The organism is Comamonas trifloxystrobinivorans (assembly GCF_043359985.1).
GTDB lineage: Bacteria > Pseudomonadota > Gammaproteobacteria > Burkholderiales > Burkholderiaceae_C > Comamonas > Comamonas trifloxystrobinivorans.
This window is the reverse complement of the sequence record NZ_JBHZGV010000001.1, coordinates 238,149-263,384: the sequence shown is the minus strand read 5'-3', so window position 1 is coordinate 263,384 and position 25,236 is coordinate 238,149. Positions and strand designations below refer to the sequence as shown.

The window sequence follows — 25,236 nt, the reverse complement described above, 5'->3', positions numbered from 1 at the left end:
TTGGCAGCGCAGTGCGGAAGAAGTGGAGCCTGTGCCCGCAGTGCAGCTGCCGGTGTTGCCGCTGTACAAAGGGCGGGGTGCAGTCAGCGCGCCGCCACACCGGTTTGCGCGCGACCAGCGCGAGTGGCTGGATGATGGCTGGCAAGCGCAGGCAGCTGGTGCGCAGGCTGATGGAGCGGATGCAGCAGATGAGGGCGGTGGCTGGGCCGCTGCGCAGTCTGCGCCGGTGACCGAGGTGCGCGAGGAAAAAGCCCGCAGCGCCATCCAGCGCAACGACTCACCCGATATTTACTTCGACCACTCGGTCAATCCGTACCGAGGCTGCGAGCACGGCTGTATTTATTGCTATGCGCGGCCTTACCACAGCTATCTGAATCTCTCGCCAGGCCTCGATTTCGAGACCAAGCTGTTTGCCAAGACGAATATTGCCGAGGTGCTGCGGCGCGAGATCAGCCACCCGCGTTACCAGCGGGCATCGCTCAATATTGGCTCGGCCACTGATTGCTACCAGCCCATTGAGCGTGAGCTGTGCCTGACGCGCCAGGTGATCGAAGTGCTGGGCGAGGCTGGCCACCCTTTCTCGCTCATCACCAAAAGCAGCACGGTGGAGCGCGATATCGATTTGATTGCCGCGGCGGCACAAGAGCAGGGCGCAGCTGTCTACATCACCATCACCAGTCTGGATGCCGAGTTGACGCGCCGCCTGGAGCCACGCGCGGCTGCGCCGTACCGGCGTTTGCGCACTATCGAGCGCTTGGTGACGGCGGGTATTCCGGTGGGGGTGAGCGTGGCGCCGCACATCCCGTTTCTGACCGACGATATGGAGCAAGTGCTGGAGTCAGCACGCCAAGCCGGCGCAAGCAGCGCTTTTTACACGGTGCTGCGCCTGCCGTGGGAGCTGAACACGGTGTTCCAGCAGTGGCTGCAAGCCTATTACCCGGACAGGGCGGCGCGGGTGATGCAGCGGGTGCGCGATTTGCACCAGGTGAGCGAGGCCGACCGGCAGCGCGGCAAGAGTTACGACAGCCAGTCTTTCGCACGCATGAAAGGCCAGGGCCTGTGGGCCGATCTGGTGCGCCAGCGTTTTACACGGGCTTGCGAGCGGCTGGGCTTTGGGCGGGAGCGAACGGTTTTGGACTGGGCGCGCTTTGAGGCGTGGCAGCAGCACCAGCAGCGGCCAGCAAGCCGACCGGGGCAGCAGCAGACGGAGCTGTTTTAGCCGGCTCGGCAGTCTGTGCCAGCGGTGCAGCTGCTCGCATGCTGCCTGCGCAGCTGGCGAAGATGTCGAGCTTGGGGTCGTGCAGCGCAGTCTTCACATCGGCCAGACCGAGCACCGAGTGGAAATAGTTGTCGTGGCTGATCTTGGCCTGGGCCACCGATTGCTGCAGGCAGGCGGTGCTCACGCCCATGCGCTGCTGCATCAGCGGCGAGAGCCAGGTGATCCAGGGCACGTGCTTTTGCACATCGGGCGCCACCGAGTAGGGCAGACCATGCAGGTAGATGTTGTTCTCGCCCAGCGATTCGCCGTGGTCGGCCACATACATCATGGCCGTGGGCTGGCGTTCGCTCTTGTGCTCCAGCCATTGGAGCAGGCCGCCCAGCATGCGGTCGGTGGCGACAATGCTGTTGTCATAGGCGTTTACCACTGCCTGGCGCTCGCAGGATTGCAGGGCGACGTTGGTGCATTCGGGGCCGAACTTCTTGTCTTGCGCCTGCGAGCGCTTGAAGTAGGCCGGGCCGTGGCTGCCCATCTGGTGCAGCACCAGCACGACGCCGTGGGCGCGCAGGTCGGCGGGCAGGGCGTTGATGCGGTTGTCCAGGTTATCCAGCAGGGCCATGTCCACGCACTCGCCGCCATTGCACAGGGCTGCAACTTGTTCGGCCGACAGGCCAATGCTGGCGTTGCTGCCTGTTGGGGTCTTGGGGTTGGTCATGGTGCTGGCGCTGTTGACACGGGTGCATACGCCTTTGCAGCCCGACTGGTTGTCCACCCACAGCACGGCCAGGCCGGCGCGCTGCAGCACATCCAGCAGGTTCTCATAGGATTTGCTGCCCGATTGCCCGGCGCGGCCGAGGTGCGAGAACATGCAGGGCAGCGAGACGGCGGTGCTGGTGCCGCAAGCCCAGGCGTTTTGCGCCACGGCCAGGTCTTTGCGGGCCGAGAGCTCGGGCGTGGTGGGGCGCTCGTAGCCGTTGACGGCAAAGTTCACCGCCCGGCCGGTTTCGCCGACCACCAGCACGTAGATGGGGAATTGCGCCTGGCTGGCGTAGCTGGCGCCGAGCTTGGCGTCTTCGCCGATAGGGTAGATGGTGGTGTCGCGACGGTGGACCTGCTGCGCCACCAGGTTGCCAACGGCGTACAGGCTGGACAGCGGGTTCATCATGAAGCGCAGCTGCGTGTGGTTGCGCATGGCCGAGGAAATAGGCGCAAAGCCCGCCAGCACCACCAGCACCATAGCGGCGGTTGCGAGCAAGACCATGCCCAGCTGGCGCAGCAGCGCCTTCCACGAGCCGTTGCGTTGCAGTTTTTGCCGGCTCAGCCACCAGGTGGGCGGAATGGCAATGGCACCCACGGTGACAAACAGGCTCCAATGCAGCAGGTCGCCGGCTTCGTGCAGGTCGGTTTGCAGCACGTTGGTGAGCATGCTGGCATCAATGGCGATGCCGTAGTTGAGCATGAAATAGGCCGCAAATGCCGCCACCCAGCACAGCAGCAGCATGACGGCTTTGCTGGCGCGCCCCCAGCTGAACAAGTTGGTGATGGCCCAGCAAGCGCAGGTGATGGCGGCCCCCAGGCTCAGCCCGAGCGCCCAGCGCCCGCCCAGGCTGAGACTGCCGAGGTTGGCAATGGTTTTCCAGAGCGCCAGATTGCCCACCGTGGCCAGCCACAGGCTGATGAAGAACGCCGCTTGCCAGACTTTGAGAGCTGCGCGCCCGTGGGCGGCGGAGGTCAGCGAAAAGCTGTCAGAGGCGCTGCGACCGCCAAGCACGGAACCTGCCGCATGGTGGATCGAGGGAGAGGCGGAGAGCCGGGCAAACCATTTCATAACAGCCATGGTTGCCGGCCTGGCTTAACACGGCATTAATGAAACGCCCATGAAAAAACCCGCCAGCGGCGGGTTTTTGAGCGGAGCCCGGTGCACAGAGCACCGGGCGGCGTGGATCAACGCTGGGCCAGAGGCTTGACGTCGCGAGCCACCGAGCCGGTGTACAGCTGGCGTGGACGGCCGATCTTGTACTCGGGGTCAGCCATTTGCTCGTTGAGCTGGGCGATCCAGCCGACGGTGCGAGCCAGGGCGAAGATGCCGGTGAACAGCTTGACAGGGATGCCGATGGCGCGCTGCACGATGCCGGAGTAGAAGTCGACGTTGGGGTACAGCTTGCGTTGCACGAAGTAGTCGTCTTCCAGGGCGATCTTTTCCAGCTTCTTGGCCAGAGCGAACAGCGGATCGTTTTCCAGACCCAGCTCGGCCAGGATCTCGTTGCAGGTTTCCTGCATCAGCTTGGCGCGGGGGTCGTAGTTCTTGTACACGCGGTGGCCAAAGCCCATCAGCTTGACGCCGCTGTTCTTGTCCTTGACCTGTTCCATGAACTCGCCGACCTTGGCCACGCCGCCGTTGGCTTGCAGGTGTTCCAGCATGTTCAGGGCTGCTTCGTTGGCGCCGCCGTGGGCAGGGCCCCACAGGCAGGCCACGCCGGCAGCGATGGCTGCGAACGGGTTGGTGCCCGACGAGCCGCACAGGCGCACGGTCGAGGTCGACGCGTTTTGCTCGTGGTCAGCGTGCAGGATGAAGATGCGGTCCAGCGCGCGCTCGACCACGGGGTTCACCTTGTACTCTTCGCAAGGGTTGCCGAACATCATGCGCATGAAGTTGCCAGCGTACGACAGGTCGTTCTTGGGGTACATGTAAGGTGCGCCCACACCGTACTTGTACGCCATGGCAACCAGGGTAGGCATCTTGGCGATCAGGCGGATCGCGGCGATTTCGCGGTGCTCGGGGTTATGGATGTCGGTGCTGTCATGGTAGAAAGCCGACATGCCGCCCACCAGACCGGTCAGCACAGCCATGGGGTGTGCGTCGCGGCGGAAGCCACGGAGGAAGAACTGCATTTGCTCGTTGACCATCGTGTGCTGGGTCACGCGGTTTTCGAAGTCGGCCTTCTGTGCTTCGTTGGGCAGTTCGCCGTTGAGCAGCAGGTAGCAGGTTTCCAGGTAGTTGCAATTCTTGGCCAATTGCTCGATCGGGTAGCCGCGGTACAGCAGTTCGCCCTTGTCGCCATCGATGTAGGTGATGGCCGACTGGCAAGCTGCCGTCGACATAAAGCCCGGGTCATAGGTGAACATGCCCGTTTGCGCATACAGCTTGCGGATGTCCACCACGTCTGGGCCAACGCTGCCCTGGTAGACGGGCAGATCGATGCTGGGTGCGCCATTGCTAAACGATAGCGTGGCCTTGTTGTCTGCGAGTTTCATAACTGGTTCCTTATCGAGTTAGTCCGCTAGGGATGCGCGGTGTTGACGGCTGCGCAGCATCCCCAATACTTCATGAACATCCGCCCTGTCGAGATCTCCTGTGAGCTCCTTGCGATGCAGCAGGAGATCCAGCAGGTCGTTATCAGACAGGTTCATCAAAGCGGTCAGCCCTTGTGCCTGGCGGACATTCAGGCTTGCTCCGTAGGTGTGGAAGAACTGCTCGATGAAGATGTCGTTCTCCACCAAGCCGCGTCGGCTGCGCCAGCGCAGCAGATCACGGGCCCGTTCATCCAGCAGTTCGTTATCCATCATTTGCTTTACCTGGTTCTTACACCGCGCGGCGAACCATCAGTTCCTTGATCTTGCCAATCGCCTTGGTCGGGTTCAGGTGCTTGGGGCACACGTCGACGCAGTTCATGATGGTGTGGCAACGGAACAGGCGGTACGGATCTTCCAGGTTGTCCAGGCGCTCGCTGGTGTGGTCGTCGCGGCTGTCGGCGATGAAGCGGTAAGCCTGCAGCAGACCGGCGGGGCCGACGAACTTGTCGGGGTTCCACCAGAACGAGGGGCAGCTGGTCGAGCAGCTCGCGCACAGAATGCACTCGTACAGGCCGTTGAGCTCTTCGCGCTCTTCGGGCGACTGCAGGCGTTCCTTGTCGTTGGCGACAAAGCTGTCGGCCATTAGGTACGGCTTGATCGAGTGGTACTGCTTGAAGAACTGGGTCATGTCCACGATCAGGTCGCGGATCACGGGCAGGCCGGGCAGGGGCTTCAGGACGATGTCACCCTTGAGGGTGTTCATGTTCGTCAGGCAGGCCAGACCGTTCTTGCCGTTGATGTTCATCGCGTCCGAGCCGCACACGCCTTCGCGGCACGAGCGGCGGAACGAGATCGAAGGATCCATGGCCTTGAGCTTGACCAGGGCGTCCAGCAACATGCGCTCGTGGCCGTCGAGTTCCACCTCAACCGTCTGCATGTAAGGCTTGGCGTCTTTATCGGGATCGTAACGGTAGATTTTGAAAGTACGCTTCATTTGGATGTTCTTTCGTGGGCTGCGTGGATTTAGAACGTACGGACCTTGGGAGGCACGGAAGGCACGGTCAGTGGCTTGAGTTGCACGGGCTTGTAGTCCAGGCTGTTATTGGCGCTGTACCACAGGGTGTGCTTGAGCCAGTCGATATCGTTGCGGCCCAGTGGGTACTTCGGATCGTCTGCGGGGTGTTCGTAGTCGTCCACGGTGTGGGCGCCACGGCATTCCTTGCGCGCTGCGGCCGAGACCATGGTGGCTTGTGCCACTTCGATCAGGTTGGCCACTTCCAGCGCTTCCATGCGGGCGGTGTTCCAGACCTTGGACTTGTCCTTCAAGGTCACGCCACCGACGCGGGCGCGGATTTCGGCGATCTTCTTGACGCCTTCGTCCATGCTCTTTTGCGTACGGAACACGCCAGCGTGTTGCTGCATGCAGGTGCGGATGTCGTTGGCCACGTCTTGTGCGTATTCGCCGCTGCTCGATTCGTCGAGCTTGTTCAGGCGCTCGAGCGAGAAGTCCGACGCATTGGCCGGCATGTCCTTGAACTCGCCGTAGCCTTGCACGAAGTTGACGATGTGCTTGCCCGCCGACTTGCCGAACACCAGCAGGTCGAGCAGCGAGTTGGTGCCCAGGCGGTTGGCGCCGTGCACCGACACGCAAGAGCATTCGCCCACGGCGTACAGACCGTTGACCACGTTGTTCTTCTCACCGTCCCACACCACGACCTGGCCGTTGATGTTGGTAGGAATGCCGCCCATCTGGTAGTGGATGGTGGGCACCACAGGAATCGGTTCCTTGGTGATGTCGACGTTGGCGAAGTTGTGGCCGATTTCTTCCACCGAAGGCAGACGCTTGTGGATGGTGTCGGCGCCCAGGTGGGTCATGTCCAGCAGGATGTAGTCCTTGTTGGGACCGCAGCCACGGCCTTCCTTGATTTCCTGGTCCATCGAGCGCGAGACGAAGTCGCGGGGAGCCAGATCCTTCAGGGTCGGTGCATAACGCTCCATGAAGCGCTCGCCTTCGCTGTTGCGCAAGATGGCGCCTTCACCGCGGCAGCCTTCGGTCAGCAGCACGCCGGCACCGGCCACGCCGGTGGGGTGGAACTGCCAGAACTCCATGTCTTGCAGCGGGATGCCAGCGCGAGCGGCCATGCCCAGGCCGTCACCGGTGTTGATGAAGGCGTTGGTCGACGCTTGGAAAATACGGCCAGCACCGCCGGTAGCCAGCAGCACAGCCTTGGCGTGCAGTTCGTACAGATCGCCGGTTTCCAGCTCAATGGCGGTCACGCCGATCACGTCGCCCGCTTCGTCGCGGATCAGGTCCAGCGCCATCCACTCCACGAAGAAGTTGGTCTTGGACTTGACGTTTTGCTGGTACAGCGTGTGCAGCATGGCGTGGCCGGTACGGTCAGCCGCAGCGCAAGCGCGTTGCACCGGCTTTTCGCCGTGGTTGGCGGTGTGGCCGCCGAACGGACGCTGGTAGATCGTGCCATCGGGGTTGCGGTCGAAAGGCATGCCGAAGTGTTCCAGCTCGTACACCACCTTCGGTGCTTCGCGGCACATGAACTCGATGGCGTCCTGGTCACCCAACCAGTCCGAGCCCTTGATGGTGTCGTAGAAGTGCCATTCCCAGTTGTCGGGCGACATGTTGCCCAGCGAGGCGGACACGCCACCTTGCGCCGCTACGGTGTGCGAGCGGGTAGGGAAGACCTTGGAGAGGGAGGCCACGGACAGGCCGGCCTTGGACAGCTCCAAGGCAGCGCGCAAGCCAGAACCGCCAGCGCCGACGATGACAACGTCAAACTTGCGCTTCGTGATGTTCTCTTTTGTATAGCTCATTGTTCTCTTTCAATCGCAGGGATCACAGACGCCACAGAACCTGGAGACCCCAGCCGAGGCAACCAACCAACCACACCAGCACGAAAACCTGCAGCACGATGCGCAGACCCGCGGCCTTGATGTAGTCCATGAAAATTTCACGCATGCCCACCCAGGCGTGGTAGGCGAGGGCGACCAGCGTGCCCACGGTGATGAACTTCATCCATTGGTGGGCAAAAATGCCTGCCCATTGTTCGTAGCCGATGGGGCCTTTGATCATGAGCACTTGCACCAGCAAGGCCACGGTGAACAGAGCCATCAGCAGGCCGGTGACGCGCTGGGCCAGCCAGTCGCGCAGGCCGTAGTGGGCACCGGTCACGATGCGCTTGGAGCCGTAATTGACGGACATGGGGGAATCCTTTCTCAGTTATTCGTTGCTATCGCGAGCGATCAGTACAGGCCAAACAGCTTGGCGCCCAGGGCCACGGTCAGGATCAGGCTGATGGCAAAGCAGGCCAGGGCCGAGCTCTTGCCAAATTCCTTGTTCACCGACTTGTGCGAAACATCCATCCAGATGTGGCGCAGACCGGCGCAGAAGTGGTGCAGGTAAGCCCAGATCAGCACCAACACCACCAGCTTGATGAACCAGCCAGCAAAAATGCCGGCACCTGTGTTGAAGGCGGCGGCAAAACGGGCGTAGGAATATTCCGACGAAATCGAGGTATCCAGCAGCCAGACCACAAAAGGCAGCAACAGGAACATGATCATGCCGCTGGCGCGGTGCAGGATCGACAGCTTGGCGGCCACCGGCAGGCGGTAGCTCGGAAGGTCCGTTAACGCGTTGATATTACGGAACTCTGGCCGCTTTTTCGTGGTGTCTGACATGGTAATGAATCTTTCGTGGATGTAACTGCTATGTAATCGGGTTGCTCAAACCGGCAAAATTTTATTGCAATGCAGCGCGAAGGTCTAAGGGTTTCTCAGTAACCCCCGGGGTGATCGCTCTGGCTTGACCGGCGCACTAGCTCAGGGTATTGCTGTAGTGGTGGGTGTCCGTGCGATAAAGGCCTCGTCGTAATTCCATGGGAACGTCGTTGTAGGTGTATGCCACGCGCTCAACGCTGAGCAGCGGCGTACTGGTTTCAATTTGCAAAAGTTTGGCCTGCGCGGCGTCAGGCAGAACGGCGCGCAGCTTCTCTTCAGCGCGCACCATACGGACACCATACTCCACCTCGAACATCGCGTAAGTGGCACCGGGATAATCGCGCATCTGCTCGGCGGTCAAGCCCTTGAAGTTGCTGCCTGGTAACCAGATGTCTTCCAAGATGGCGGGGGTGCCAGCGAGCACCAGCACACGGCGCACATGGATCAGCGATTCGCCGGTGGGCAGTTGCAGCAGCTTGCAGATTTCGCTGTGGCCCTTGACGCTGCGGCACGAAATAATGCTGCGCTGCGTCGGGCCTTCTTCGTTGCGGTCGCCGCTGTCGGGCAGCAGGCGCAAAAAGCGGTACTGCACATTGCGCTCGGCGTGGGTGGCCACAAAAGTGCCCTTGCCCTGGCGGCGCAGCAGCAGGTTTTCGGCGGCCAGCTCGTCAATCGCCTTGCGCACCGTGCCCTGGCTCACACGGTAGCGGGCCGCCAGCTCCATCTCGCTGGGGATCATCTCGCCAGGTTTCCAGGCGCCGGCCTGCAGGCTTTGCAGGATCAGACTTTTGATCTGCTGGTAGAGCGGGCTGAAGGCGGGAGCGCCACCGCCCACGCCTTCGCCCGCGGACGCGATGCCGTTATCGTTTGCATTGGGGGTGGAGGATGTCATGCGCTTGTCTCTGGAGAGCTTTACTCTCCGTGGCGCCGCTCTGCTGGAGTGGCGCCTGTCGATTCGAATTTCGTTGGCCACATTGTAGCAAGCGAAGCTGCAATCATATCTTATATAAGACATAAGACAAATTGACTGAGTGATCTGTTCAAGAGTACACTTGCATGCTGTTTACAGGCCCGTAACTGGGGCACTGCCAGCCGTAAAGCGACATGCTTGACCGGTGCTGGCCTGGATGGACACCCCTCATCTATTTTCTGGAGTTTTCCCATGAGCAAGAAGCCCGTACGTGTTGCCGTCACCGGCGCCGCTGGTCAAATTGGTTACGCCCTGTTGTTCCGTATCGCCTCCGGCGAAATGCTGGGCAAGGACCAGCCCGTCATCCTGCAACTGCTGGAAATCCCTGACGAAAAGGCCCAGAACGCTCTGAAGGGCGTGATCATGGAGCTGGAAGACTGCGCATTCCCTCTGCTGGCCGGCATCGAAGCCCACAGCGACCCGCTGCAAGCTTTCAAGGACACCGACTACGCTCTGCTCGTGGGTGCTCGCCCACGTGGCCCAGGCATGGAACGTGCTGACCTGCTGGCTGCCAACGCCCAGATCTTCACCGCCCAAGGCAAGGCACTGAACGCCGTTGCTTCGCGCAACGTCAAGGTGCTGGTGGTTGGCAACCCTGCCAACACCAACGCTTACATCGCCATGAAGTCGGCTCCCGATCTGCCAGCCAAGAACTTCACCGCCATGCTGCGCCTGGACCACAACCGCGCTGCCTCGCAACTGGCTGCCAAGGCCAACTTCGCCGTGGGCGACATCAAGCACCTGACCGTGTGGGGCAACCACTCGCCCACGATGTACGCTGACTACCGCTTCGCTACCGTGAACGGCAAGTCGGTCAAGGAAATGATCAACGACCAAGAGTGGAACGCCAACGTGTTCCTGCCCACCGTGGGCAAGCGTGGCGCCGCCATCATCGCCGCTCGTGGTCTGTCGTCGGCTGCTTCGGCTGCCAACGCTGCCATCGACCACATGCGTGACTGGGCTCTGGGCTCCAAGGGCGAATGGGTCACCATGGGCGTGCCTTCGAACGGCGAATACGGCATTCCTGCCGGCATCGTGTTCGGCTTCCCTGTGACCACCGAAAACGGCGAATACAAGATCGTCGAAGGCCTGGAAATCGATGCTTTCTCGCAAGAATGCATCAACAAGACCCTGGCCGAGCTGCAAGGCGAGCAAGACGGCGTCAAGCACCTGCTGTAATCCGTCGCAGAGAAAAGCATGCTTGAGTGGAACGCCCAGCTCTACCGCCGCTTTGAGGACGAGCGCACGCGCCCGGCCGCCGAGCTGCTGGCGCGCGTGCCGCTGGCTGATGATGCCGCCTATGTGGTCGACATCGGCTGCGGCCCTGGCAACTCCACCGAGCTGCTCGCCCGGCGCTTTGCGCATGCGCAAGTGCTGGGTATAGACAATTCGCAAGACATGCTCGTGGCTGCCCGCGAGCGGCTTGCGAATTGCCGTTTTGAGTACGCAGATATCGCCAGCTGGCAAGCCGAAAAAATCAACGGCCGCCTGCCTGATCTGATCTTTGCCAATGCGGCCCTGCAATGGGTGCCCGAGCACGAAACCCTGTTTCCGCGCCTGCTGAACATGCTCGCGCCCGGTGGTGTGCTGGCCGTGCAGATGCCCGACAACCGCGAAGAGCCGACGCACCGCCTGATGCGTGCCGTCGCCAGCGAGCAGCCCTGGGCCGCGCAGATTGGCGATCCCAACGCAGTGCGCACTGATTTGCTCACGCTCAACCACTACTACGATTTGTTGGCCCGTCATGCGCAGGTAGATGCCTGGCGTACGGCTTACCAGCACCCAATGGACAGTGCCGAGGCCATTGTCCAATGGGTTCGTGGAACCGGCCTGCGGCCGTTTCTCCAGCCTCTGAGCCCGCAGCTGGCCGACAGCTTTGTGGCCGAATACACCCGCCGCATCGATGCGGCCTACGACCAGCGCAGCGACGGCAAGCGCCTGCTTGCTTTCCCGCGCTTGTTTTTGGTGGCGCAGCGCCCCATTTGATAGCTGACATGAGCGTTTCTGCAATTCATCCCGCACAGGTTCTGCTTGGTGCCCAAGGCGGCAGCCAGGCCTTGCCGGTGTGCGACCACTACAGCGGCGTGGAAGAGCGCATGCGCAAAAGCCTGGCTCTGCAGGCCGAGATGATGCAGGAGTTCGGCCGCTGCGTGTTCGACGTCACGCTCGATTGCGAAGATGGCGCTGCAGTGGGCCAAGAGCAGGCCCATGCCAAGCTGGTAGTGTCGTTGGTCAACGCGGCCGCCGAAGGTGCGCGTGTCGCCGCCCGTGTGCACGCGGTCGATCACGCCTCGTTTGCCGAAGACATTGCCATCATCGCTGGCGAAGCTGGCGACAAGCTCTGCCACATCATGCTGCCCAAGGTGGAATCGGTGGACGACGTGGTGCGCGCCGAAACCCTGCTGCAGCGCGCCACCACAGCGCCAGTGCCGCTGCATGTGCTGATCGAATCGCCGCAAGCCGTACACCGCGCTTTCGAGATTGCGGCCCACCCGCGCGTGCAAAGCATCAGCTTCGGGCTGATGGATTTTGTCTCGGCCCACGGTGGCGCCATCCCCTCCAGCGCCATGGGCGTGCAAGGCCAGTTCACGCACCCGCTGGTGGTGCGCGCCAAGCTCGAAATTGCCGCCGCCTGCCATGCCTACGGCAAGGTGCCGTCGCATTGCGTGGTAACAGAGTTTAAAAATCCCGATGCCATGCAGCAGGCTGCGCATAAAGCCGCCAGTGAGTTTGGCTACACGCGCATGTGGAGCATTCACCCGGCGCAGATTCGCCCCATCTTGCAGGCTTTTGCGCCTGCCGAGGCCGAAGTGGCCTTGGCCGCGCGCATTGTGCGAGCTGCCGCCGATGCCCAATGGGCGCCCATCAGCGTTGACGGGGTGTTGCATGACCGAGCCAGTTATCGTTACTTTTGGCAAGTTTTGGAACGTGCCGCACAAACAGGTGTGCCGTTGCCGGGTACAGTGAGGGAATGGCTGTAACCAGTTCCGGGCAGCTTTATTCCTGTTTCTTGCGTCGTATCGCGGGAGTTGTTATGAAAAATCGTGTGATCTCTTTGATGGTTCTTTTGCCGGCTTTGGCGCTAACCCAGGTGCAAGCCCAGACGACAGACAAAAAAGCGGCCAAGCCGGCGGCCACCGCCGCCAAAAAGAGTGCTGCCAAGGCTCCCGCCAAGGCCCCTGCCAAAAAGGCCACGGCCAAAAAATCCACCGCCAAGAAGGGCGCTGCGGTAGCCGCTGGCGCCGGTGCAGTGGCCGTTGGCTCTGCGGCAGCCATCCCCACCCAGCAAACTCTGACGCCCGCCGAGCTGGCCATTGCCGAGCAGGTCTACCAAGGCCGCATCAATTGCGAACTGGGCGCCACGGTGAACATCGCCCGTGACTCGGTCAACCCCGGCTACTTCTTTATCGAAGGCAAGGGCTTCAAGTACCACATGGCTCCCGTGGCCACCTCCACCGGCACCGTGCGTCTGGAAGACCAGCACGCAGGCGCCATGTGGTTGCAAGTGGCCAACAAGTCGATGCTGATCAACCGCAAGCTCGGCCAGCGCATGGCCGATGACTGCATGAGCCCCGAGCAACACCAGGTGGCCGAAGCCATCAAGAAAAACCCACCCGCTACCTTGTTTGAGGGCAACGGCCGCTGATCCCCATCGGCGGAGCGACTGACCCAGGCACGGCGAGCGCCCCACTATTGAAACAGAGAACCGGAGAACGTATGTTGAAAGCCTACCGCGACCATGTGGCCGAACGCGCTGCACTGGGCATCCCCCCGCTGCCGTTGGATGCCAAGCAGGTCGCCGAGCTGATCGAGCTGATCAAGAACCCGCCCGCTGGCGAAGACGCCTTCCTGCTGGACCTGCTGACGCACCGCGTGCCCCCGGGCGTGGATGATGCAGCCAAGGTCAAGGCCTCCTTCCTGGCCGCTGTGGCCCACGGTGACATCCAGGTGGCCCTGATCTCCAAGGCCAAGGCCACCGAGCTGCTCGGCACCATGGTGGGTGGCTACAACGTGCATCCGCTGATCGAGCTGCTCGACGACGCCGAAGTCGCCGGCATCGCCGCCGAAGGTCTGAAGAAGACCTTGCTGATGTTCGACTACTTCAACGACGTGGCTACCAAGGCCAAGGCCGGCAACGCCAAGGCCAAGGAAGTGATGCAAAGCTGGGCGGACGCCGAGTGGTTCACCTCGCGTCCCAAGGTCGAGCAAAAGATCACCGTCACCGTCTTCAAGGTGCCTGGCGAAACCAACACAGACGACCTGTCGCCCGCACCCGATGCCTGGAGCCGCCCTGACATCCCGCTGCACTACCTGGCCATGCTCAAGAACACGCGTCCCGACGCCAAGTTCAAGCCTGAGGAAGACGGCAAGCGCGGCCCGATGCAGTTCATCGACGACCTGAAGAAAAAGGGCCACCTCGTGGCCTACGTGGGCGACGTGGTCGGCACCGGCTCTTCGCGCAAGTCGGCAACCAACTCCATCATCTGGGCAACCGGCGTGGACATCCCCTTTGTGCCCAACAAGCGCTTTGGTGGTGTGACGCTGGGTGGCAAGATCGCTCCCATCTTCTTCAACACGCAAGAAGACTCGGGCGCTCTGCCTATCGAAGTGGACGTGTCCAAGCTGGAAATGGGTGACGTGATCGACGTCTACCCCTACGACGGCAAGATCGAGAAGAACGGCGCCAAGGTTGCTGACTTCTCGCTCAAGAGCGACGTCCTGCTGGACGAAGTGCAAGCCGGTGGCCGTATTAACCTGATCATCGGCCGTTCGCTCACCGCCAAGGCGCGCGAAGCCCTGGGTCTGCCAGCTTCCACCGCTTTCCGTCTGCCCCAGGCGCCTGCTGCTTCCAACGCCGGCTTCACGCTGGCGCAAAAGATGGTGGGCCGTGCCTGCGGTCTGCCCGAAGGCCAAGGTATTCGCCCCGGCACCTACTGCGAACCCCGCATGACCACCGTGGGCTCGCAAGACACCACCGGCCCCATGACCCGCGACGAGTTGAAAGACCTGGCTTGCCTGGGCTTCTCGGCCGACATGGTGATGCAATCGTTCTGCCACACGGCCGCTTACCCCAAGCCCGTGGACGTCAAGACCCACCGCGAACTGCCTGCTTTCATCAGCAACCGCGGCGGCGTGGCCCTGCGTCCTGGCGACGGCGTGATCCACAGCTGGCTCAACCGCCTGCTGCTGCCTGACACCGTCGGTACCGGTGGCGACTCGCACACCCGTTTCCCAATCGGCATCTCGTTCCCGGCCGGTTCCGGCCTGGTGGCTTTCGGTGCTGCTACCGGCGTGATGCCGCTGGACATGCCTGAGTCGATCCTGGTGCGCTTCAAGGGCGAAATGCAGCCCGGCGTGACCCTGCGCGATCTGGTGCACGCAATCCCGCTGTACGCCATCAAGCAAGGTCTGCTGACCGTGGCCAAGGCTGGCAAGATCAACGAATTCTCGGGCCGTATCCTGGAAATCGAAGGCCTGCCCAACCTGAAGGTCGAGCAAGCTTTCGAGCTGTCTGATGCCTCGGCCGAGCGCTCTGCCGCCGGTTGCACGATCAAGCTCAACCCTGAGCCGATCAAGGAATACCTGACCTCGAACATCGTTCTGATGAAGAACATGATCGCCGACGGTTACGCCGACGCCAAGACGCTGGAGCGCCGCATCGAGAAGGTTGAAGCCTGGCTGGCCAAGCCCGACCTGCTCGAAGCCGACAAGAACGCCGAGTACGCCCACGTCATCGAGATCGACCTGGCCGACATCAAGGAACCGATCGTCTGCTGCCCGAACGACCCGGACGACGCCAAGTTCCTGTCCGACGTGGCCGGCACCAAGATCGACGAAGCCTTCATCGGCTCGTGCATGACCAACATCGGTCACTTCCGCGCCGCAGCCAAGCTGCTGGGCGGCCAGCGCGACATTCCTGTCAAGCTGTGGGTGGCTCCGCCCACCAAGATGGACCAGAGCGAGCTGATCAAGGAAGGCCACTACGCCGCCTTCGGCACCGCCGGTGCCCGTACCGAAATGCCCGGCTGCTCGCTGTGCATGGGCAACCAGGCCCAGGTGCGTGAAGGTGCAACCGTCATCTCCACCTCGACCCGCAACTTCCCCAACCGTCTGGGCAAGAACACCAACGTGTTCCTGGGCTCGGCCGAGCTGGCTGCCATTGCATCGCGCATCGGCAAGCTGCCTACCAAGGAAGAGTACCTGAAGGAAATGGGCGTGATCGATGCCGACAAGGCCTCTGTGTACCGCTACATGAACTTCGACCAGATCGAAGAGTACGCGGAAGTCGCTGCCAAGGTGTAAGCCTTGCCGCTAGCGCCCAGCGCAATCTGCAAAAACCCGCTTCGGCGGGTTTTTTTATTGTCTCTTTGCATGGCTGTGGTGCCAGTGCAGCGCCTAAAAACACCAGTTGTTACAGCAGGCGCGCAATGCTAGCATCCGGGGCGCTGCCATGGCTGCCTGCGCGTTTGCGGGTGGAATGGTTGATGACTCGCTTTGTTCCATGCAACTGCTCGCACCTTCTGCCTCTGCTGCCGTTTTCACCTTCTTGCTCGGTGGAGCATTTGCGCTGGCGCCAGCGTTGGGCAACGCCCAGGTTTTCAAATGCGAAGTTGGGGGAAAAATCGTCTACCAGCAGCAGGCGTGCCAGGGCGCGGCAACGTCCGTGCAGTTAGCCAACAAGGCGCCTGCCAACCCCAATTTGTGGACGGACCTCAAGGCGGGCATGACGGTGGGCGAAGTCAAGCGCCTGGTGCCGCAAGCGCAAACAGGTAACAGCGACACGCTCAGAAACGGGGCCAAAGCCTTGCTGACCGTGGCGCCCGTCAGTGTGGTGGGGCTGGATTTTTCACCCAACTTTTTCTTTTTGGGCGACAAGTTCCACCGCGTCAATTTCTCGGGCCCGATGGGTAACGACAATGCTTCCAACAAGCGGGCTTTTGACAAGCTGGTGGACACGCTGCGCCAGCGTTATGGCAGCCCGGCCACCCACGAAGTGAAGGACACGCCCGCAGGCCTGTCGGCCCGGGCCGATTGGCAAATTGCCGCAGGCGAGGTGTGGCTGGTGGTTGTGCCCGTGGGGCCGCAGCGCTCGCTGTTCAACTTTGGCTATCTGCCCAAGCAGTCATAAGCAGCAGGAGGGCGGCGTGATCAACAGCACAGATTGGCAGCAGCAAGAACACCCCATCGACCCGGCCGTGCGCGCCGCTATCGAAACCAAGCTGACCGAAGTGGAGGCAGAGTTTGGTGTGCGCGTGCTGTTCGCTTGCGAATCGGGCAGCCGTGGCTGGGGCTTTGCCTCGCCCGACAGTGATTACGACGTGCGCTTTCTCTATGTGCAGCGCCTGCCTTGGTACCTGACGGTCAGTCCGCAGCGCGATGTGATCGAGCTGCCCATCTCCAACGTGTTTGACGTCAGCGGTTGGGAGCTACGCAAAGCGCTGGGCCTGCTGAAAAAAGGCAACGCCACGCTCATCGAATGGCTGGATTCGCCGGTGGTGTACCGCGCTGATCTGGAGTTTCTGGCGCAGATACGTGCTGCCGCTCAGCAAGTGCATTTGCCCGAGCGCACGCACTACCACTACCTGCATATGGCTCGCAAAAACTACCGCGAGTATTTGCAGGGCGAGACAGTGCGTTTGAAAAAATACCTGTACGTGCTGCGTCCGCTGCTGGCTTGTTTGTGGGTAGAGCAGGGCCGGGGCGTGGCGCCCATGCGCTTTCAGGAGTTGGTGGACGGCCTGGTCAGCGATGCCGCTTTGCGGGCGGCGATTGAAGAGCTGCTGCGCATCAAACGCGCCAGCCAAGAAAGCCAATACGGCCAGCCCATGCCCGTCATCAACGCGTTTATCGAGCGCGAACTCGCTCGCCTGGAGCAGGCCGCTCCGCCGGTGTCGACGCTGGTGGATTTTGCGGTGCTGGACGAGCTGCTCTTGCGCACCGTCACTGGCCATTCTGCGTAGCTTGGCTCAAGCTGGCGTCGGTGCGGCTCAGGCGCTCTCCCGGCTGCTTTGCTGTGCCATGGCGCCTACCGCTTGTTGCAGGCATTCCAGCAAATGCGCCACCAAAGGGTTGTGCGGCTGGCTGCGCCAGAGGGCCAGCAGCTCGGACTGGGTCTGCTCTCCGAGCAAGGGTTTGAAAACCAGCTGAGGCATGCCCACGCGCTGCAGCGCTGCCGGCACAATGGCCACGCCCTGGCCCAGCGACACCAGTGACAGTACCGACAGCCAATGCCGCACCTCGTGCCGGATCTCGGGCGCAAAGCCATGTGCCATGCACATCTGGTAGATGCGCTGGTGGTAGACGGGCGAGACTTCGCTGGAGAAGAGAATCAGCCGCTCGGGCTGCAGCGCGGCCAGATCAACCGCGCTGCGCTGCGCCAGCGGATGGCCTTGCGGCAGGCAGGCGACAAAAGCTTCTTCCATCAGCAGCTCGCTCTCAATGCCCTCTGGCAGCTTGACGCTGTGCACCAGGCCCAGATCGAGCCGCGCTTGTTGCAGGCCATGCAATTGTTCGGCGCTGTTGAGCTCCAGCATGTCCACGCGCACCAAGGGGTGCTGCTGCTGAAAGGCCGCCAGCGCCTGCGGCACGCCCCGGTACAAGGCCGATCCGACAAAGCCCATGCGCAGATGGCCGCGCACGCCTTGGCCGATATCGCGCGTCTCCTGCGCCGCTTGCTGCGCCAAGGCCAGCATTTGGCGGGCCCGTGGCAGCAGGTGCTCGCCCGCTGGCGTCAGGCGCACGCCCTTGCTGGTGCGCTCAAACAGCTGGGCGCCAATTTGCTCTTCCAGCTGCTTGATGGCCACCGACAGCGGCGGCTGCGAAATCGACAAACGCTTGGCCGCCCGGCCGAAATGCAGCTCGTCGGCCAGGGTGGCAAAGTAATTGAGCAGGCGCAGCTCCACGGCAAGTCTCCGGTTGGCGCGCGCAGTGCTGGCGAAACGCTGCAGCGGCCTATTGATATTCATTAAATATGAAGCAAGATTTTAATAATATTTGACGCGAATAGGTGCGGCTGTTGCAATAGAGCCAGATCAGACGAACGCTGGCGCGGCAGGCCCTGTGTTGGGGCCTGTTGGGCGACCCGCTTTTCAGGAGGCAGACCATGTCCGCAGACGACAAAGCCCAACGCCTGGCAGTAGCCCAGGCCATCCCCGGCAACGACCACCCGGTGCCCGACCGCCAGGGTGCCAACTTCTACAGCACCGATGCAGAGCTGCAAAGCCTGCTCCAGCTCTACCTGCCCGCCGATCTGCTGGCCCACCTGCAGCCCTATCTGCAGCGCATGGGCGAGCTGGCTGGCGGCAAGATCGACGAACTCGCCGGCATTGCCGACAAAAACCCGCCCACACTGGAGCACCGCAGCCGCGCCGGGCAAGACCAGCAGCGCATCATCAAACACCCGGCTTACGAAGAACTGGAGCGCATCGCCTACGGCGAGTTCGGGCTGCAAGCCATCTCGCACCGGGAAGACATGCTGGGCTGGCAAGGCAAGATGCCGCCTATCGTCAAATACGCGCTCACCTACTTGTTCGTGCAGTCGGAGTTTGGCCTGTGCTGCCCGCTGTCGATGACCGATTCGCTCACGCGCACGCTCAAGAAATACGGCACGCCCAGCCTGGTGGCCAAGTACCTGCCGCAGCTGCTCTCGCTCGACTGGGACACGCAGGCCCAAGGCTCCATGTTCATGACCGAGCAGGCCGCCGGCTCCGACATCTCCAACACCCAAACCATGGCCGCTGCGCAGCCCGACGGCACCTGGCGCCTGAGCGGCGACAAATGGTTCTGCTCCAACCCGGACGCTGAGTTCGCCATGGTGCTGGCCCGCGTGGAAGGCGCGCCTGCCGGGATGAAGGGCATCTCGCTGTTCCTGCTGCCGCGCATTCTGGACGACGGCAGCACCAACCACTACCGCATCATCCGCCTCAAAGACAAGCTGGGCACCAAGTCCATGGCCAGCGGCGAAATCCGCATGGAAGGCGCCTTGGCCTACCTGGTGGGCGAGCAAGGCCGCGGCTTTGTGCAAATGGCCGACATGGTGAACAACTCGCGCTTGTCCAATGGCGTGCGCTCGGCTGGCATGATGCGCCGTGCCGTGGCCGAGGCCGAGTTCGTGGCCCACGAGCGCGTCGCTTTCAAAAAGCGCCTCGAAGACATGCCGCTGATGCAACGCCAGCTCGACAAAATGCGTGTGCCCGCCGAACAGGCGCGCACCATGGTGTTCCAGACCGCGCAAACGCTGATGCGCTCCGACGCCGGCGAAAAAGACGCCTACGCGCTGCTGCGCATTCTCACGCCCATGATCAAGTTCCGCGCCTGCCGCGACGCCCGCAAGGTGACGGGCGACGCGATGGAAGTGCGCGGCGGCTGCGGCTATATCGAAGAGTGGAGCGATCCGCGCCTGGTGCGCGATTCGCACCTGGGCTCGATCTGGGAAGGCACCAGCAACATCGTCGCTTTGGATGTGATCCGTGCCATCAAGCGCGAAGGCTCTCTGCCTGTGCTGCAAACCTACCTGCAGGGCTTGCTGGCCGACAGCAAATGCAGCACCGGCTACCGCAAAGCACTGGAAGAAGCGCTGTCCCGCGCCAGCAGCCTGGCCACACGCGCCGCGCAAGACGGTGGCGAAGTGCTGGCCCGCCAAGCGGCCACCGCTTTGTACAACTGCACCACGGCCATCGCCATGGCCTGGGAGGCCGGTAAAACCGGCTCGGCCGAGCGCTTGCGCCTGTCGCAGTTGGTGTTGCTGCACCGCGTATTGCCACGCGATCCGCTGGACAGCAGTGCCATCCCCGCCAACTGGGTGTAAAGCGCCCGTGGCGCAGTAGCTGGTCGGCTTGCCCCCAGCTATTGCTAATCAAGCAGACAACGCCGCCTGGCTGGCACCGGCGGCGTTGCTGAGTTAGTAAAAAACAGGAGACAAAACCATGAAAAACCGCCGCCTGCTGCTGGCTCTGGCAGCTACCACCGTGTTCAGCACCCAAGGCATGGGCATCGCCGTTGCCTCAGAGAAATTCCCTGATCGCCCGGTCATGTTCACCGTGCCTTTTCCGCCCGGTGGCCCCACCGATGCCATGGCCCGCATTCTGGCCACCGAGCTCACCAAGGAGCTGGGCCAGAGCGTGATTGTGGAAAACCGCGCCGGCGCGGGCGGCAACATCGGCGCCGAGTTTGTGGCCCGCGCCAAGCCCGATGGCTACAACATCATGTTCGGCACCTCGGGGCCGCTGGCTATCAACAACAGCCTGTACAAATCGATCAAATACGATCCGCGCACCAGCTTTGCGCCGGTCATCTACGTGGGCTATCTGCCCAATATTCTGGTGGTCAAGCCCGATCTGCCGGTGAAAAACGTGCAAGAGCTGATCGCGCTCGACAAGAGCAAACCCGGCAAGCTCAATTTTGCTTCGTCGGGCAATGGCGCCTCTTCGCACCTGGCGGGTGTGTTGTTCAACGGGCTGGCGGGCACGCAGTTGCAGCACATTCCGTACAAGGGCACGGGCCCGGCGCTCAACGATCTGCTGGCCGGCCAGGTGGACATGACTTTCACCGACATCCTCACCGCCATGCCCTACATCAAGGCCGGCAAGGTTAAGGCGCTGGGCGTGGCTACGGCGCAAAAATCCAGCGCCATGCCCGAGATTCCAACGGTGGCTGAACAAGGCTTGAAGGGTTACGACGTGAGCGTGTTCTTTGGCGTAGTGGCGCCCAAAGACACGCCCGCTGACCGTATAGCGGTGCTGAACCAGGCGTTTTCCAAAGCGCTCGATTCGGACAATGTGAAAAAAGCCTTCGCCGCACAAGGGCTCGAAGCCTCGCCCGATCGTTCGCCCGCATACTTGAGCCGTTTCATCGCCACCGAAGTGGACAAGTGGAAAACCGTGGTCCAGCAGTCAGGCGTGACCTTGGATTGAACACCGTCTCCCCTCACCAGCCTTTATGAGCCCCACTCCTCCCTCCATCCCCAACACCGGCGCGCTGCAAGGCGTCAAGGTACTTGATCTGTCGCGCATTCTGGGCGGTCCGCTGGCCGGCCAGATTTTGGGCGACCATGGCGCCGACGTGCTCAAGGTCGAACCCCCGCAAGGCGACGACACGCGCACCTGGGGCCCGCCGTTCCGCGACGGCGTAGCGTCTTACTACTTTGGCCTCAATCGCAACAAGCGCATCCAGTTTCTCGATCTCTCGTCGAGCGCTGGCCAGGCCGAAGTCAAGGCGCTGATGGCGCAGGCCGATGTGGTGATCGAGAACTTCAAGGTCGGCACCATGGAGAAATGGGGCATCGGCTTTGAGCAGATGCAGCACGAGTTTCCGCACCTGGTGTGGTGCCGCGTCACCGGCTTTGGCGCCGATGGCCCGCTGGGCAGCTTGCCCGGTTATGACGCGGCCATTCAGGCCATGGCCGGGCTGATGAGCATCAACGGCGAAGCTGACCGTGATCCGCTGCGCGTCGGCTTGCCGGTGGTGGACATGGTGACGGGCCTGAACGCGGTCATCGGCGTATTGCTGGCGCTGCACGAGCGCGGTGTCAGCGGCAAAGGCCAGTTGGTCGATGCCGCTTTGTACGACGCCGGCATTTCGCTTTTGCATCCGCATGCGGCCAACTGGTTCATGAACGGCAAAATCCCCGGCCGCTCGGGCAACGCCCATCCCAACATCTACCCCTACGACGTGGTGAACACCGGCACTTCGCCGATCTTCTTGGCCGTGGGCAACGACCGCCAGTTCCGCCTGATGTGCCAGCACCTGGGCCAGGGCACATTGGCTGACGATCCGCTTTACGCCACCGCCGGCCAACGCTCGGTCAACCGCGCCCAGCTCAAGCCGCTGCTGGAGCAGGCCTTTGCTTCGCTCGACGGCGTGCAGCTGGCCGATGATCTGATGGCTATCGGCGTGCCCGCCGCGCCCGTGCTGAACGTAGAGCAAGCCCTGCAAGCGCCGCACACCGCGCACCGCGAGCTGGTGGTGAAGATGGGCGATTACACCGGCCTGGGCGCGCCCGTCAAGCTCAGCCGCACGCCAGCGTCTTACCGCTTTGCGCCGTTGACGGAAGGGACGGCGTTTTTGGATGCTGCGAATGATGCGTGAAGCAGCACAGCCATAAATAACAAAGCCCAAACGGTACGCCGTTTGGGCTTTATTCATGGGCGGAACCTCTGCAATGAATTGATCAATCCAACAGCTTTATCCCCGTCTTCTGCACAAATGCTTCGTAGCTGAGCGGCGCGCTTACGCGGGTGGCTGGGTCGTTGGCTTGCAGGTGCACCCAGCGCTGGCCGGTGGCGGGGTCGTAGACCATTTTGAACACGGCGTCGGGCACCCAGACTTTGCCGTTGCCAATAGTGCGCGGTTGGCTGCTGCTGAAAACCGGGCCGGTGATCACGTAGACATCGCCTTTGGCGCGGCGGATGTAGCGGCGCGTGTCCTGCTCGATCTGCGACCAGGGCTTGCCGTTCTGCGTCGGGTCTTGCGGCACCATATTGGCCAGCGAATAGCTTTGTGCCTTGCCGAACTTGGTGCTCATGTCGCCAGCGGCTGCCATGTGGCCACGGCTGAGGCCGGAGCGGCGGTAGTCGCTAAGCTCGGCGCGTTCACGCTCGGGCAAGCGGGCTTCTTCGTAGAACTTGTCATTGCGCTTCAAATCCTTGGCCTTGTCCAGCATCTGGGCGTTCAGGCGCTGCGCGGTGTACAGCGGCGTCTTGGTCTGGCCCGAATGCAGCACGGCAAACTCTTCAAAACACAGCGCTCGTTGCTGGCCATAGCCGCTGATGGTGGGCGGCTTGCCGGCAAAGAACTGGGGACAATCGTCAAAGCCTGCTGCAAAAGCCGTAGCGGCAGACGACAGCAGGGCGGGCGCAATAAGGAGAGAGAGGCGAGAAAACATAAGCGCGCAAGTGTGGCACAAGATGCCGCGTCGCCGCGCTTTGACCGATGGAATCCATGGTTTTAGCGCGCAGCTTTTTCGGGGCGGCTTGCCAGCAGATATTCCAGCAAGGCTTGCGCGTGCGTAGGCAACTGCTGCCGGTCTCGGTAAACCAGCAACAGCTGGCGCTGTGCCCAAGGCTCTAGCAATTGACGCAGCTCCAGGCCCGCTTTGGGGTGGCGTTGCAAACAGCGCATGGCGGCCGTTTGCGGTACCAGGGCGCAACCCAGGCCCATGGCGGCCCAGTCGCACAGCGCATCGAGATGCGGAGCCTGAGCGCGAAAGTGCAGATGACAACCGGCCAGCAGCGCTTGCGCCATCAGCATTTTTTGCAGCGCGTGCTGCGGCAGCAAACCCAGCAAGGGTTGTTGGGCCAGTTGGGACAAGCGAGGCTGCTCGGGCAAGGTTTGCAGACACTGTGTGCTTCCCAGCACTATCAGCGTGTCTGCGTGCCAGCGCTGTGCTTGCAACGCGCCAATATCTACTGCGTCCGATACAACGCCCAGATCCGCCTCGCCGGCCAGCAGGGTTTGCACAATGGCTTCGCGCAGCGACAGGCGCAGCTGTGGCTGGCTTTGCAAAAATTCGCCCAAGGGCTGCACCAGATGCTCGCTGATGGCGGAGGTGTTGGCCAGCAGTTCCACCCGCGTGCCCAGGCCTTGGCCAAAGGCTTGCATGTCGCTGCTCAGCTGCTCCATCTGCAGCAGCATGCGACGGGCGTGTTGCAGCAACACCTGACCAGCCTCGGTAGGGTGCACGCCCCGCTTGTGGCGTGTCAGCAAGGGCGCAGCCAGCACGGATTCCATGCCACGAATTCTTTCGCTGGCCGAGGCCAAAGTGATGTGGCTGCGCTCGGCGCCTTGGGTGATGGTGCCGGCTTCCACTGTGTGGACAAAGAGTCGCAAATCCACCAGATCGAATCGCATGTCTGAAGCTTTCTCGGGCACTTGCAGGTGCCTGCCCATGCCGGCAAAGCGTGCCAGCGCTGACGGCAATAGTACGTGATTGCCGTGGATTTGATTATGGATTTTCCATAGTGTTGATTGTGAAATGCCGAATTTCCATAGGTGATTGGCTGATGAAAAATTAAGGATATGGAAAATTCAATCACAACTCTCTACATCGTCCACGCAGCAGGCTGCGTATTGGGCTGCTGCATGCTGGCCCAGGCGCACGCAGGAGCCAGACCATGATGGAGCTGCAAACGGGCGTGGCGGTAGCCGCTGTTTTTCTGTTGGCTGGCGGCGTCAAAGGCGTTGTCGGGCTGGGATTGCCCACGGTGTCGATGGCGCTGCTGTCGGTTTGGGTGAGCCCCGCGTTGGCCGCTGCGTGGCTGGTGGTGCCGTCGCTGGTGAGCAACTGGTGGCAGATGCGGCCCTGGGCGCAACTGGGGCCTTTGCTGCGTCGCATCTGGCCCATGCAATTGGGCGTGGTGGTCGGCACTCTGTGGGGTGCTTGGCAGTTTGGTGCCCTGGCTTCGGGCCAGGCGCACCGGTTGCTGGGCCTGGCTTTGGTGGTGTATGCCGTTTGGGGTTTGTGGGGGCGCATGCCTGCGCGGCGCTGGCTGCCGGCGAGCGGTACGTGGGCCGCATTGTGGGGCGGGCTTGTAGGCGCGCTGACTGGCTGTGTGACGGCCTTGACCGGAGTGTTCGTGGTGCCCGCCGTGCCTTACCTGCAAAGTCTGCAGTTGGAGCGCGATGCGCTGGTGCAAGCAATGGGGCTGAGCTTTTCGGTATCCACCATCGTGCTGGCCATCAGCTTGCAGCAGCACGGCAGCATGGGCGCCGAGCAGTGGCTGGCGTCGCTGCTGTGGTTGCCGCCTACTTTGGGGGGCATGTGGTTGGGTGAGCGTTTGCGTTCTCGCTTGTCGGCAGCGACGTTCAAGCGTTGTTTGTTTTTGTGTCTGTTGGGGCTGGGCGGATATATGTTGTTGCGGGGCTGAGCGCCGAGTGTGAAAGATGCGCTGTTCTTCCAGCGGGGATGGTTTGGCTTTTGCTGGCGAAAAATCTGCCCTGTATCCAGCTTTCTAAAAAAGCAGGGACACGCTCATGGGATCCAAAACAAAAGCAGCCGAAGCTGCTTTTGTAGGGGAGGGCGACC

Annotated in this window: 22 protein-coding genes and 1 pseudogene; 12 read left to right on the top strand and 11 right to left on the bottom strand. The window is 62.0% G+C overall.

Annotated elements, in window-relative coordinates; translation table 11 throughout:
- Positions 1-31: 31 nt before the first annotated feature.
- The gene (locus ACFIQF_RS01120; RefSeq protein ID WP_393939358.1) at positions 32-1,219 is read left to right on the top strand and encodes a PA0069 family radical SAM protein; all 1,188 of its coding nucleotides are present in this window, start codon (positions 32-34) and stop codon (positions 1,217-1,219) included.
- A 70-nt stretch (positions 1,220-1,289) separates the two neighbouring features.
- Here ACFIQF_RS01120 and ACFIQF_RS01115 read toward each other — a convergent pair.
- From ACFIQF_RS01115 to ACFIQF_RS01080, 8 genes and pseudogenes are all read right to left on the bottom strand, one after another.
- A pseudogene (locus ACFIQF_RS01115) lies at positions 1,290-3,047 on the bottom strand (phosphoethanolamine transferase); the annotation flags it as partial.
- 116 nt (positions 3,048-3,163) lie between these two features.
- Entirely contained in the window at positions 3,164-4,474 is a 1,311-nt protein-coding gene (locus ACFIQF_RS01110; RefSeq protein ID WP_393939356.1) for a citrate synthase, read from the bottom strand.
- 18 nt (positions 4,475-4,492) lie between these two features.
- Positions 4,493-4,786, bottom strand: a complete 294-nt coding sequence (locus ACFIQF_RS01105) for a succinate dehydrogenase assembly factor 2 (RefSeq protein WP_393939354.1) — start codon at positions 4,784-4,786, stop codon at positions 4,493-4,495.
- 16 nt (positions 4,787-4,802) lie between these two features.
- Complete coding sequence (locus ACFIQF_RS01100; protein WP_393939352.1) at positions 4,803-5,507, bottom strand: succinate dehydrogenase iron-sulfur subunit; 705 nt, start codon at positions 5,505-5,507, stop codon at positions 4,803-4,805.
- Positions 5,508-5,536: 29 nt separating this feature from the next.
- A complete protein-coding gene (sdhA, locus tag ACFIQF_RS01095) occupies positions 5,537-7,342 on the bottom strand; it encodes a succinate dehydrogenase flavoprotein subunit (protein ID WP_393939350.1) in 1,806 nt (601 codons plus the stop codon).
- A gap of 22 nt (positions 7,343-7,364) precedes the next feature.
- On the bottom strand, positions 7,365-7,730 hold the full coding sequence (sdhD, locus tag ACFIQF_RS01090) for a succinate dehydrogenase, hydrophobic membrane anchor protein (RefSeq protein WP_393939348.1): 366 nt from the start codon (positions 7,728-7,730) through the stop codon (positions 7,365-7,367).
- A gap of 41 nt (positions 7,731-7,771) precedes the next feature.
- Positions 7,772-8,206 (bottom strand): succinate dehydrogenase, cytochrome b556 subunit, encoded by a 435-nt coding sequence (sdhC, locus tag ACFIQF_RS01085; protein WP_393939346.1) that lies wholly within the window; start codon positions 8,204-8,206, stop codon positions 7,772-7,774.
- A 136-nt stretch (positions 8,207-8,342) separates the two neighbouring features.
- Positions 8,343-9,137 (bottom strand): GntR family transcriptional regulator, encoded by a 795-nt coding sequence (locus tag ACFIQF_RS01080; protein WP_393939344.1) that lies wholly within the window; start codon positions 9,135-9,137, stop codon positions 8,343-8,345.
- A 270-nt stretch (positions 9,138-9,407) separates the two neighbouring features.
- On the opposite strand from ACFIQF_RS01080, the gene ACFIQF_RS01075 reads away from it, so the two are divergent.
- The 7 genes from ACFIQF_RS01075 to ACFIQF_RS01045 all read left to right on the top strand — a co-directional run bounded on the left by ACFIQF_RS01075 (position 9,408) and on the right by ACFIQF_RS01045 (position 17,176).
- On the top strand, positions 9,408-10,394 hold the full coding sequence (locus ACFIQF_RS01075) for a malate dehydrogenase (RefSeq protein WP_393939343.1): 987 nt from the start codon (positions 9,408-9,410) through the stop codon (positions 10,392-10,394).
- 18 nt (positions 10,395-10,412) lie between these two features.
- Positions 10,413-11,201, top strand: coding sequence for a trans-aconitate 2-methyltransferase (gene tam / locus ACFIQF_RS01070; protein WP_393939341.1), 789 nt, complete (start codon positions 10,413-10,415; stop codon positions 11,199-11,201).
- An 8-nt stretch (positions 11,202-11,209) separates the two neighbouring features.
- Positions 11,210-12,196: an HpcH/HpaI aldolase/citrate lyase family protein gene (locus ACFIQF_RS01065; RefSeq protein ID WP_393939339.1), complete on the top strand. Its 987-nt coding sequence runs from the start codon at positions 11,210-11,212 to the stop codon at positions 12,194-12,196.
- Positions 12,197-12,249: 53 nt separating this feature from the next.
- Positions 12,250-12,861 (top strand): hypothetical protein, encoded by a 612-nt coding sequence (locus ACFIQF_RS01060; protein WP_393939338.1) that lies wholly within the window; start codon positions 12,250-12,252, stop codon positions 12,859-12,861.
- Positions 12,862-12,932: 71 nt separating this feature from the next.
- On the top strand, positions 12,933-15,518 hold the full coding sequence (gene acnB / locus ACFIQF_RS01055; RefSeq protein WP_393939336.1) for a bifunctional aconitate hydratase 2/2-methylisocitrate dehydratase: 2,586 nt from the start codon (positions 12,933-12,935) through the stop codon (positions 15,516-15,518).
- Positions 15,519-15,717: 199 nt separating this feature from the next.
- Positions 15,718-16,344 (top strand): hypothetical protein, encoded by a 627-nt coding sequence (locus ACFIQF_RS01050; protein WP_393939335.1) that lies wholly within the window; start codon positions 15,718-15,720, stop codon positions 16,342-16,344.
- 16 nt (positions 16,345-16,360) lie between these two features.
- A complete protein-coding gene (locus ACFIQF_RS01045) occupies positions 16,361-17,176 on the top strand; it encodes a nucleotidyltransferase domain-containing protein (RefSeq protein WP_393939333.1) in 816 nt (271 codons plus the stop codon).
- A gap of 27 nt (positions 17,177-17,203) precedes the next feature.
- Here ACFIQF_RS01045 and ACFIQF_RS01040 read toward each other — a convergent pair whose 3' ends face one another.
- A complete protein-coding gene (locus ACFIQF_RS01040; protein ID WP_393939331.1) occupies positions 17,204-18,118 on the bottom strand; it encodes a LysR family transcriptional regulator in 915 nt (304 codons plus the stop codon).
- A gap of 200 nt (positions 18,119-18,318) precedes the next feature.
- Between ACFIQF_RS01040 and ACFIQF_RS01035 the strand changes: the two genes are divergently transcribed.
- The 3 genes from ACFIQF_RS01035 (at position 18,319) to ACFIQF_RS01025 (ending at position 22,301) form a co-directional block, all read left to right on the top strand.
- Entirely contained in the window at positions 18,319-20,022 is a 1,704-nt protein-coding gene (locus tag ACFIQF_RS01035; protein ID WP_393939330.1) for an acyl-CoA dehydrogenase family protein, read from the top strand.
- Positions 20,023-20,140: 118 nt separating this feature from the next.
- Complete coding sequence (locus ACFIQF_RS01030; protein ID WP_393939328.1) at positions 20,141-21,127, top strand: Bug family tripartite tricarboxylate transporter substrate binding protein; 987 nt, start codon at positions 20,141-20,143, stop codon at positions 21,125-21,127.
- A 25-nt stretch (positions 21,128-21,152) separates the two neighbouring features.
- Positions 21,153-22,301, top strand: coding sequence for a CaiB/BaiF CoA transferase family protein (locus ACFIQF_RS01025; RefSeq protein WP_393939327.1), 1,149 nt, complete (start codon positions 21,153-21,155; stop codon positions 22,299-22,301).
- A gap of 82 nt (positions 22,302-22,383) precedes the next feature.
- Here ACFIQF_RS01025 and ACFIQF_RS01020 read toward each other — a convergent pair whose 3' ends face one another.
- Together ACFIQF_RS01020 and ACFIQF_RS01015 are read right to left on the bottom strand one after the other, a co-directional pair.
- Entirely contained in the window at positions 22,384-23,097 is a 714-nt protein-coding gene (locus ACFIQF_RS01020) for a DNA/RNA non-specific endonuclease (protein ID WP_393939325.1), read from the bottom strand.
- Between the two features lie 62 nt (positions 23,098-23,159).
- Positions 23,160-24,062 carry a LysR family transcriptional regulator gene (locus ACFIQF_RS01015; RefSeq protein ID WP_393939323.1) on the bottom strand — a complete coding sequence of 301 codons (903 nt, stop codon included), beginning with the start codon at positions 24,060-24,062 and terminating at the stop codon, positions 23,160-23,162.
- A gap of 263 nt (positions 24,063-24,325) precedes the next feature.
- Here ACFIQF_RS01015 and ACFIQF_RS01010 point away from each other — a divergent pair, with 263 nt between their 5' ends.
- Positions 24,326-25,078, top strand: coding sequence for a sulfite exporter TauE/SafE family protein (locus ACFIQF_RS01010; RefSeq protein ID WP_393939322.1), 753 nt, complete (start codon positions 24,326-24,328; stop codon positions 25,076-25,078).
- Positions 25,079-25,236 lie beyond the last annotated feature (158 nt).

What these genes read in the sequence shown, in the direction of transcription:
- ACFIQF_RS01010 (WP_393939322.1), top strand. Translation starts at nt 24,326, where the DNA reads ATGATGGAGCTGCAAACGGGCGTGGCGGTAGCCGCTGTTTTTCTGTTG.
- ACFIQF_RS01030 (WP_393939328.1), top strand. Translation starts at nt 20,141, where the DNA reads ATGAAAAACCGCCGCCTGCTGCTGGCTCTGGCAGCTACCACCGTGTTC.
- tam (WP_393939341.1), top strand. Translation starts at nt 10,413, where the DNA reads ATGCTTGAGTGGAACGCCCAGCTCTACCGCCGCTTTGAGGACGAGCGC.
- ACFIQF_RS01035 (WP_393939330.1), top strand. Translation starts at nt 18,319, where the DNA reads ATGTCCGCAGACGACAAAGCCCAACGCCTGGCAGTAGCCCAGGCCATC.
- ACFIQF_RS01015 (WP_393939323.1), bottom strand. Translation starts at nt 24,062, where the DNA reads ATGCGATTCGATCTGGTGGATTTGCGACTCTTTGTCCACACAGTGGAA.
- ACFIQF_RS01105 (WP_393939354.1), bottom strand. Translation starts at nt 4,786, where the DNA reads ATGATGGATAACGAACTGCTGGATGAACGGGCCCGTGATCTGCTGCGC.
- ACFIQF_RS01100 (WP_393939352.1), bottom strand. Translation starts at nt 5,507, where the DNA reads ATGAAGCGTACTTTCAAAATCTACCGTTACGATCCCGATAAAGACGCC.
- sdhD (WP_393939348.1), bottom strand. Translation starts at nt 7,730, where the DNA reads ATGTCCGTCAATTACGGCTCCAAGCGCATCGTGACCGGTGCCCACTAC.
- sdhC (WP_393939346.1), bottom strand. Translation starts at nt 8,206, where the DNA reads ATGTCAGACACCACGAAAAAGCGGCCAGAGTTCCGTAATATCAACGCG.
- sdhA (WP_393939350.1), bottom strand. Translation starts at nt 7,342, where the DNA reads ATGAGCTATACAAAAGAGAACATCACGAAGCGCAAGTTTGACGTTGTC.
- ACFIQF_RS01020 (WP_393939325.1), bottom strand. Translation starts at nt 23,097, where the DNA reads ATGTTTTCTCGCCTCTCTCTCCTTATTGCGCCCGCCCTGCTGTCGTCT.
- ACFIQF_RS01110 (WP_393939356.1), bottom strand. Translation starts at nt 4,474, where the DNA reads ATGAAACTCGCAGACAACAAGGCCACGCTATCGTTTAGCAATGGCGCA.
- ACFIQF_RS01050 (WP_393939335.1), top strand. Translation starts at nt 15,718, where the DNA reads ATGCAACTGCTCGCACCTTCTGCCTCTGCTGCCGTTTTCACCTTCTTG.
- ACFIQF_RS01075 (WP_393939343.1), top strand. Translation starts at nt 9,408, where the DNA reads ATGAGCAAGAAGCCCGTACGTGTTGCCGTCACCGGCGCCGCTGGTCAA.
- ACFIQF_RS01025 (WP_393939327.1), top strand. Translation starts at nt 21,153, where the DNA reads ATGAGCCCCACTCCTCCCTCCATCCCCAACACCGGCGCGCTGCAAGGC.
- ACFIQF_RS01065 (WP_393939339.1), top strand. Translation starts at nt 11,210, where the DNA reads ATGAGCGTTTCTGCAATTCATCCCGCACAGGTTCTGCTTGGTGCCCAA.
- ACFIQF_RS01080 (WP_393939344.1), bottom strand. Translation starts at nt 9,137, where the DNA reads ATGACATCCTCCACCCCCAATGCAAACGATAACGGCATCGCGTCCGCG.
- ACFIQF_RS01060 (WP_393939338.1), top strand. Translation starts at nt 12,250, where the DNA reads ATGAAAAATCGTGTGATCTCTTTGATGGTTCTTTTGCCGGCTTTGGCG.
- acnB (WP_393939336.1), top strand. Translation starts at nt 12,933, where the DNA reads ATGTTGAAAGCCTACCGCGACCATGTGGCCGAACGCGCTGCACTGGGC.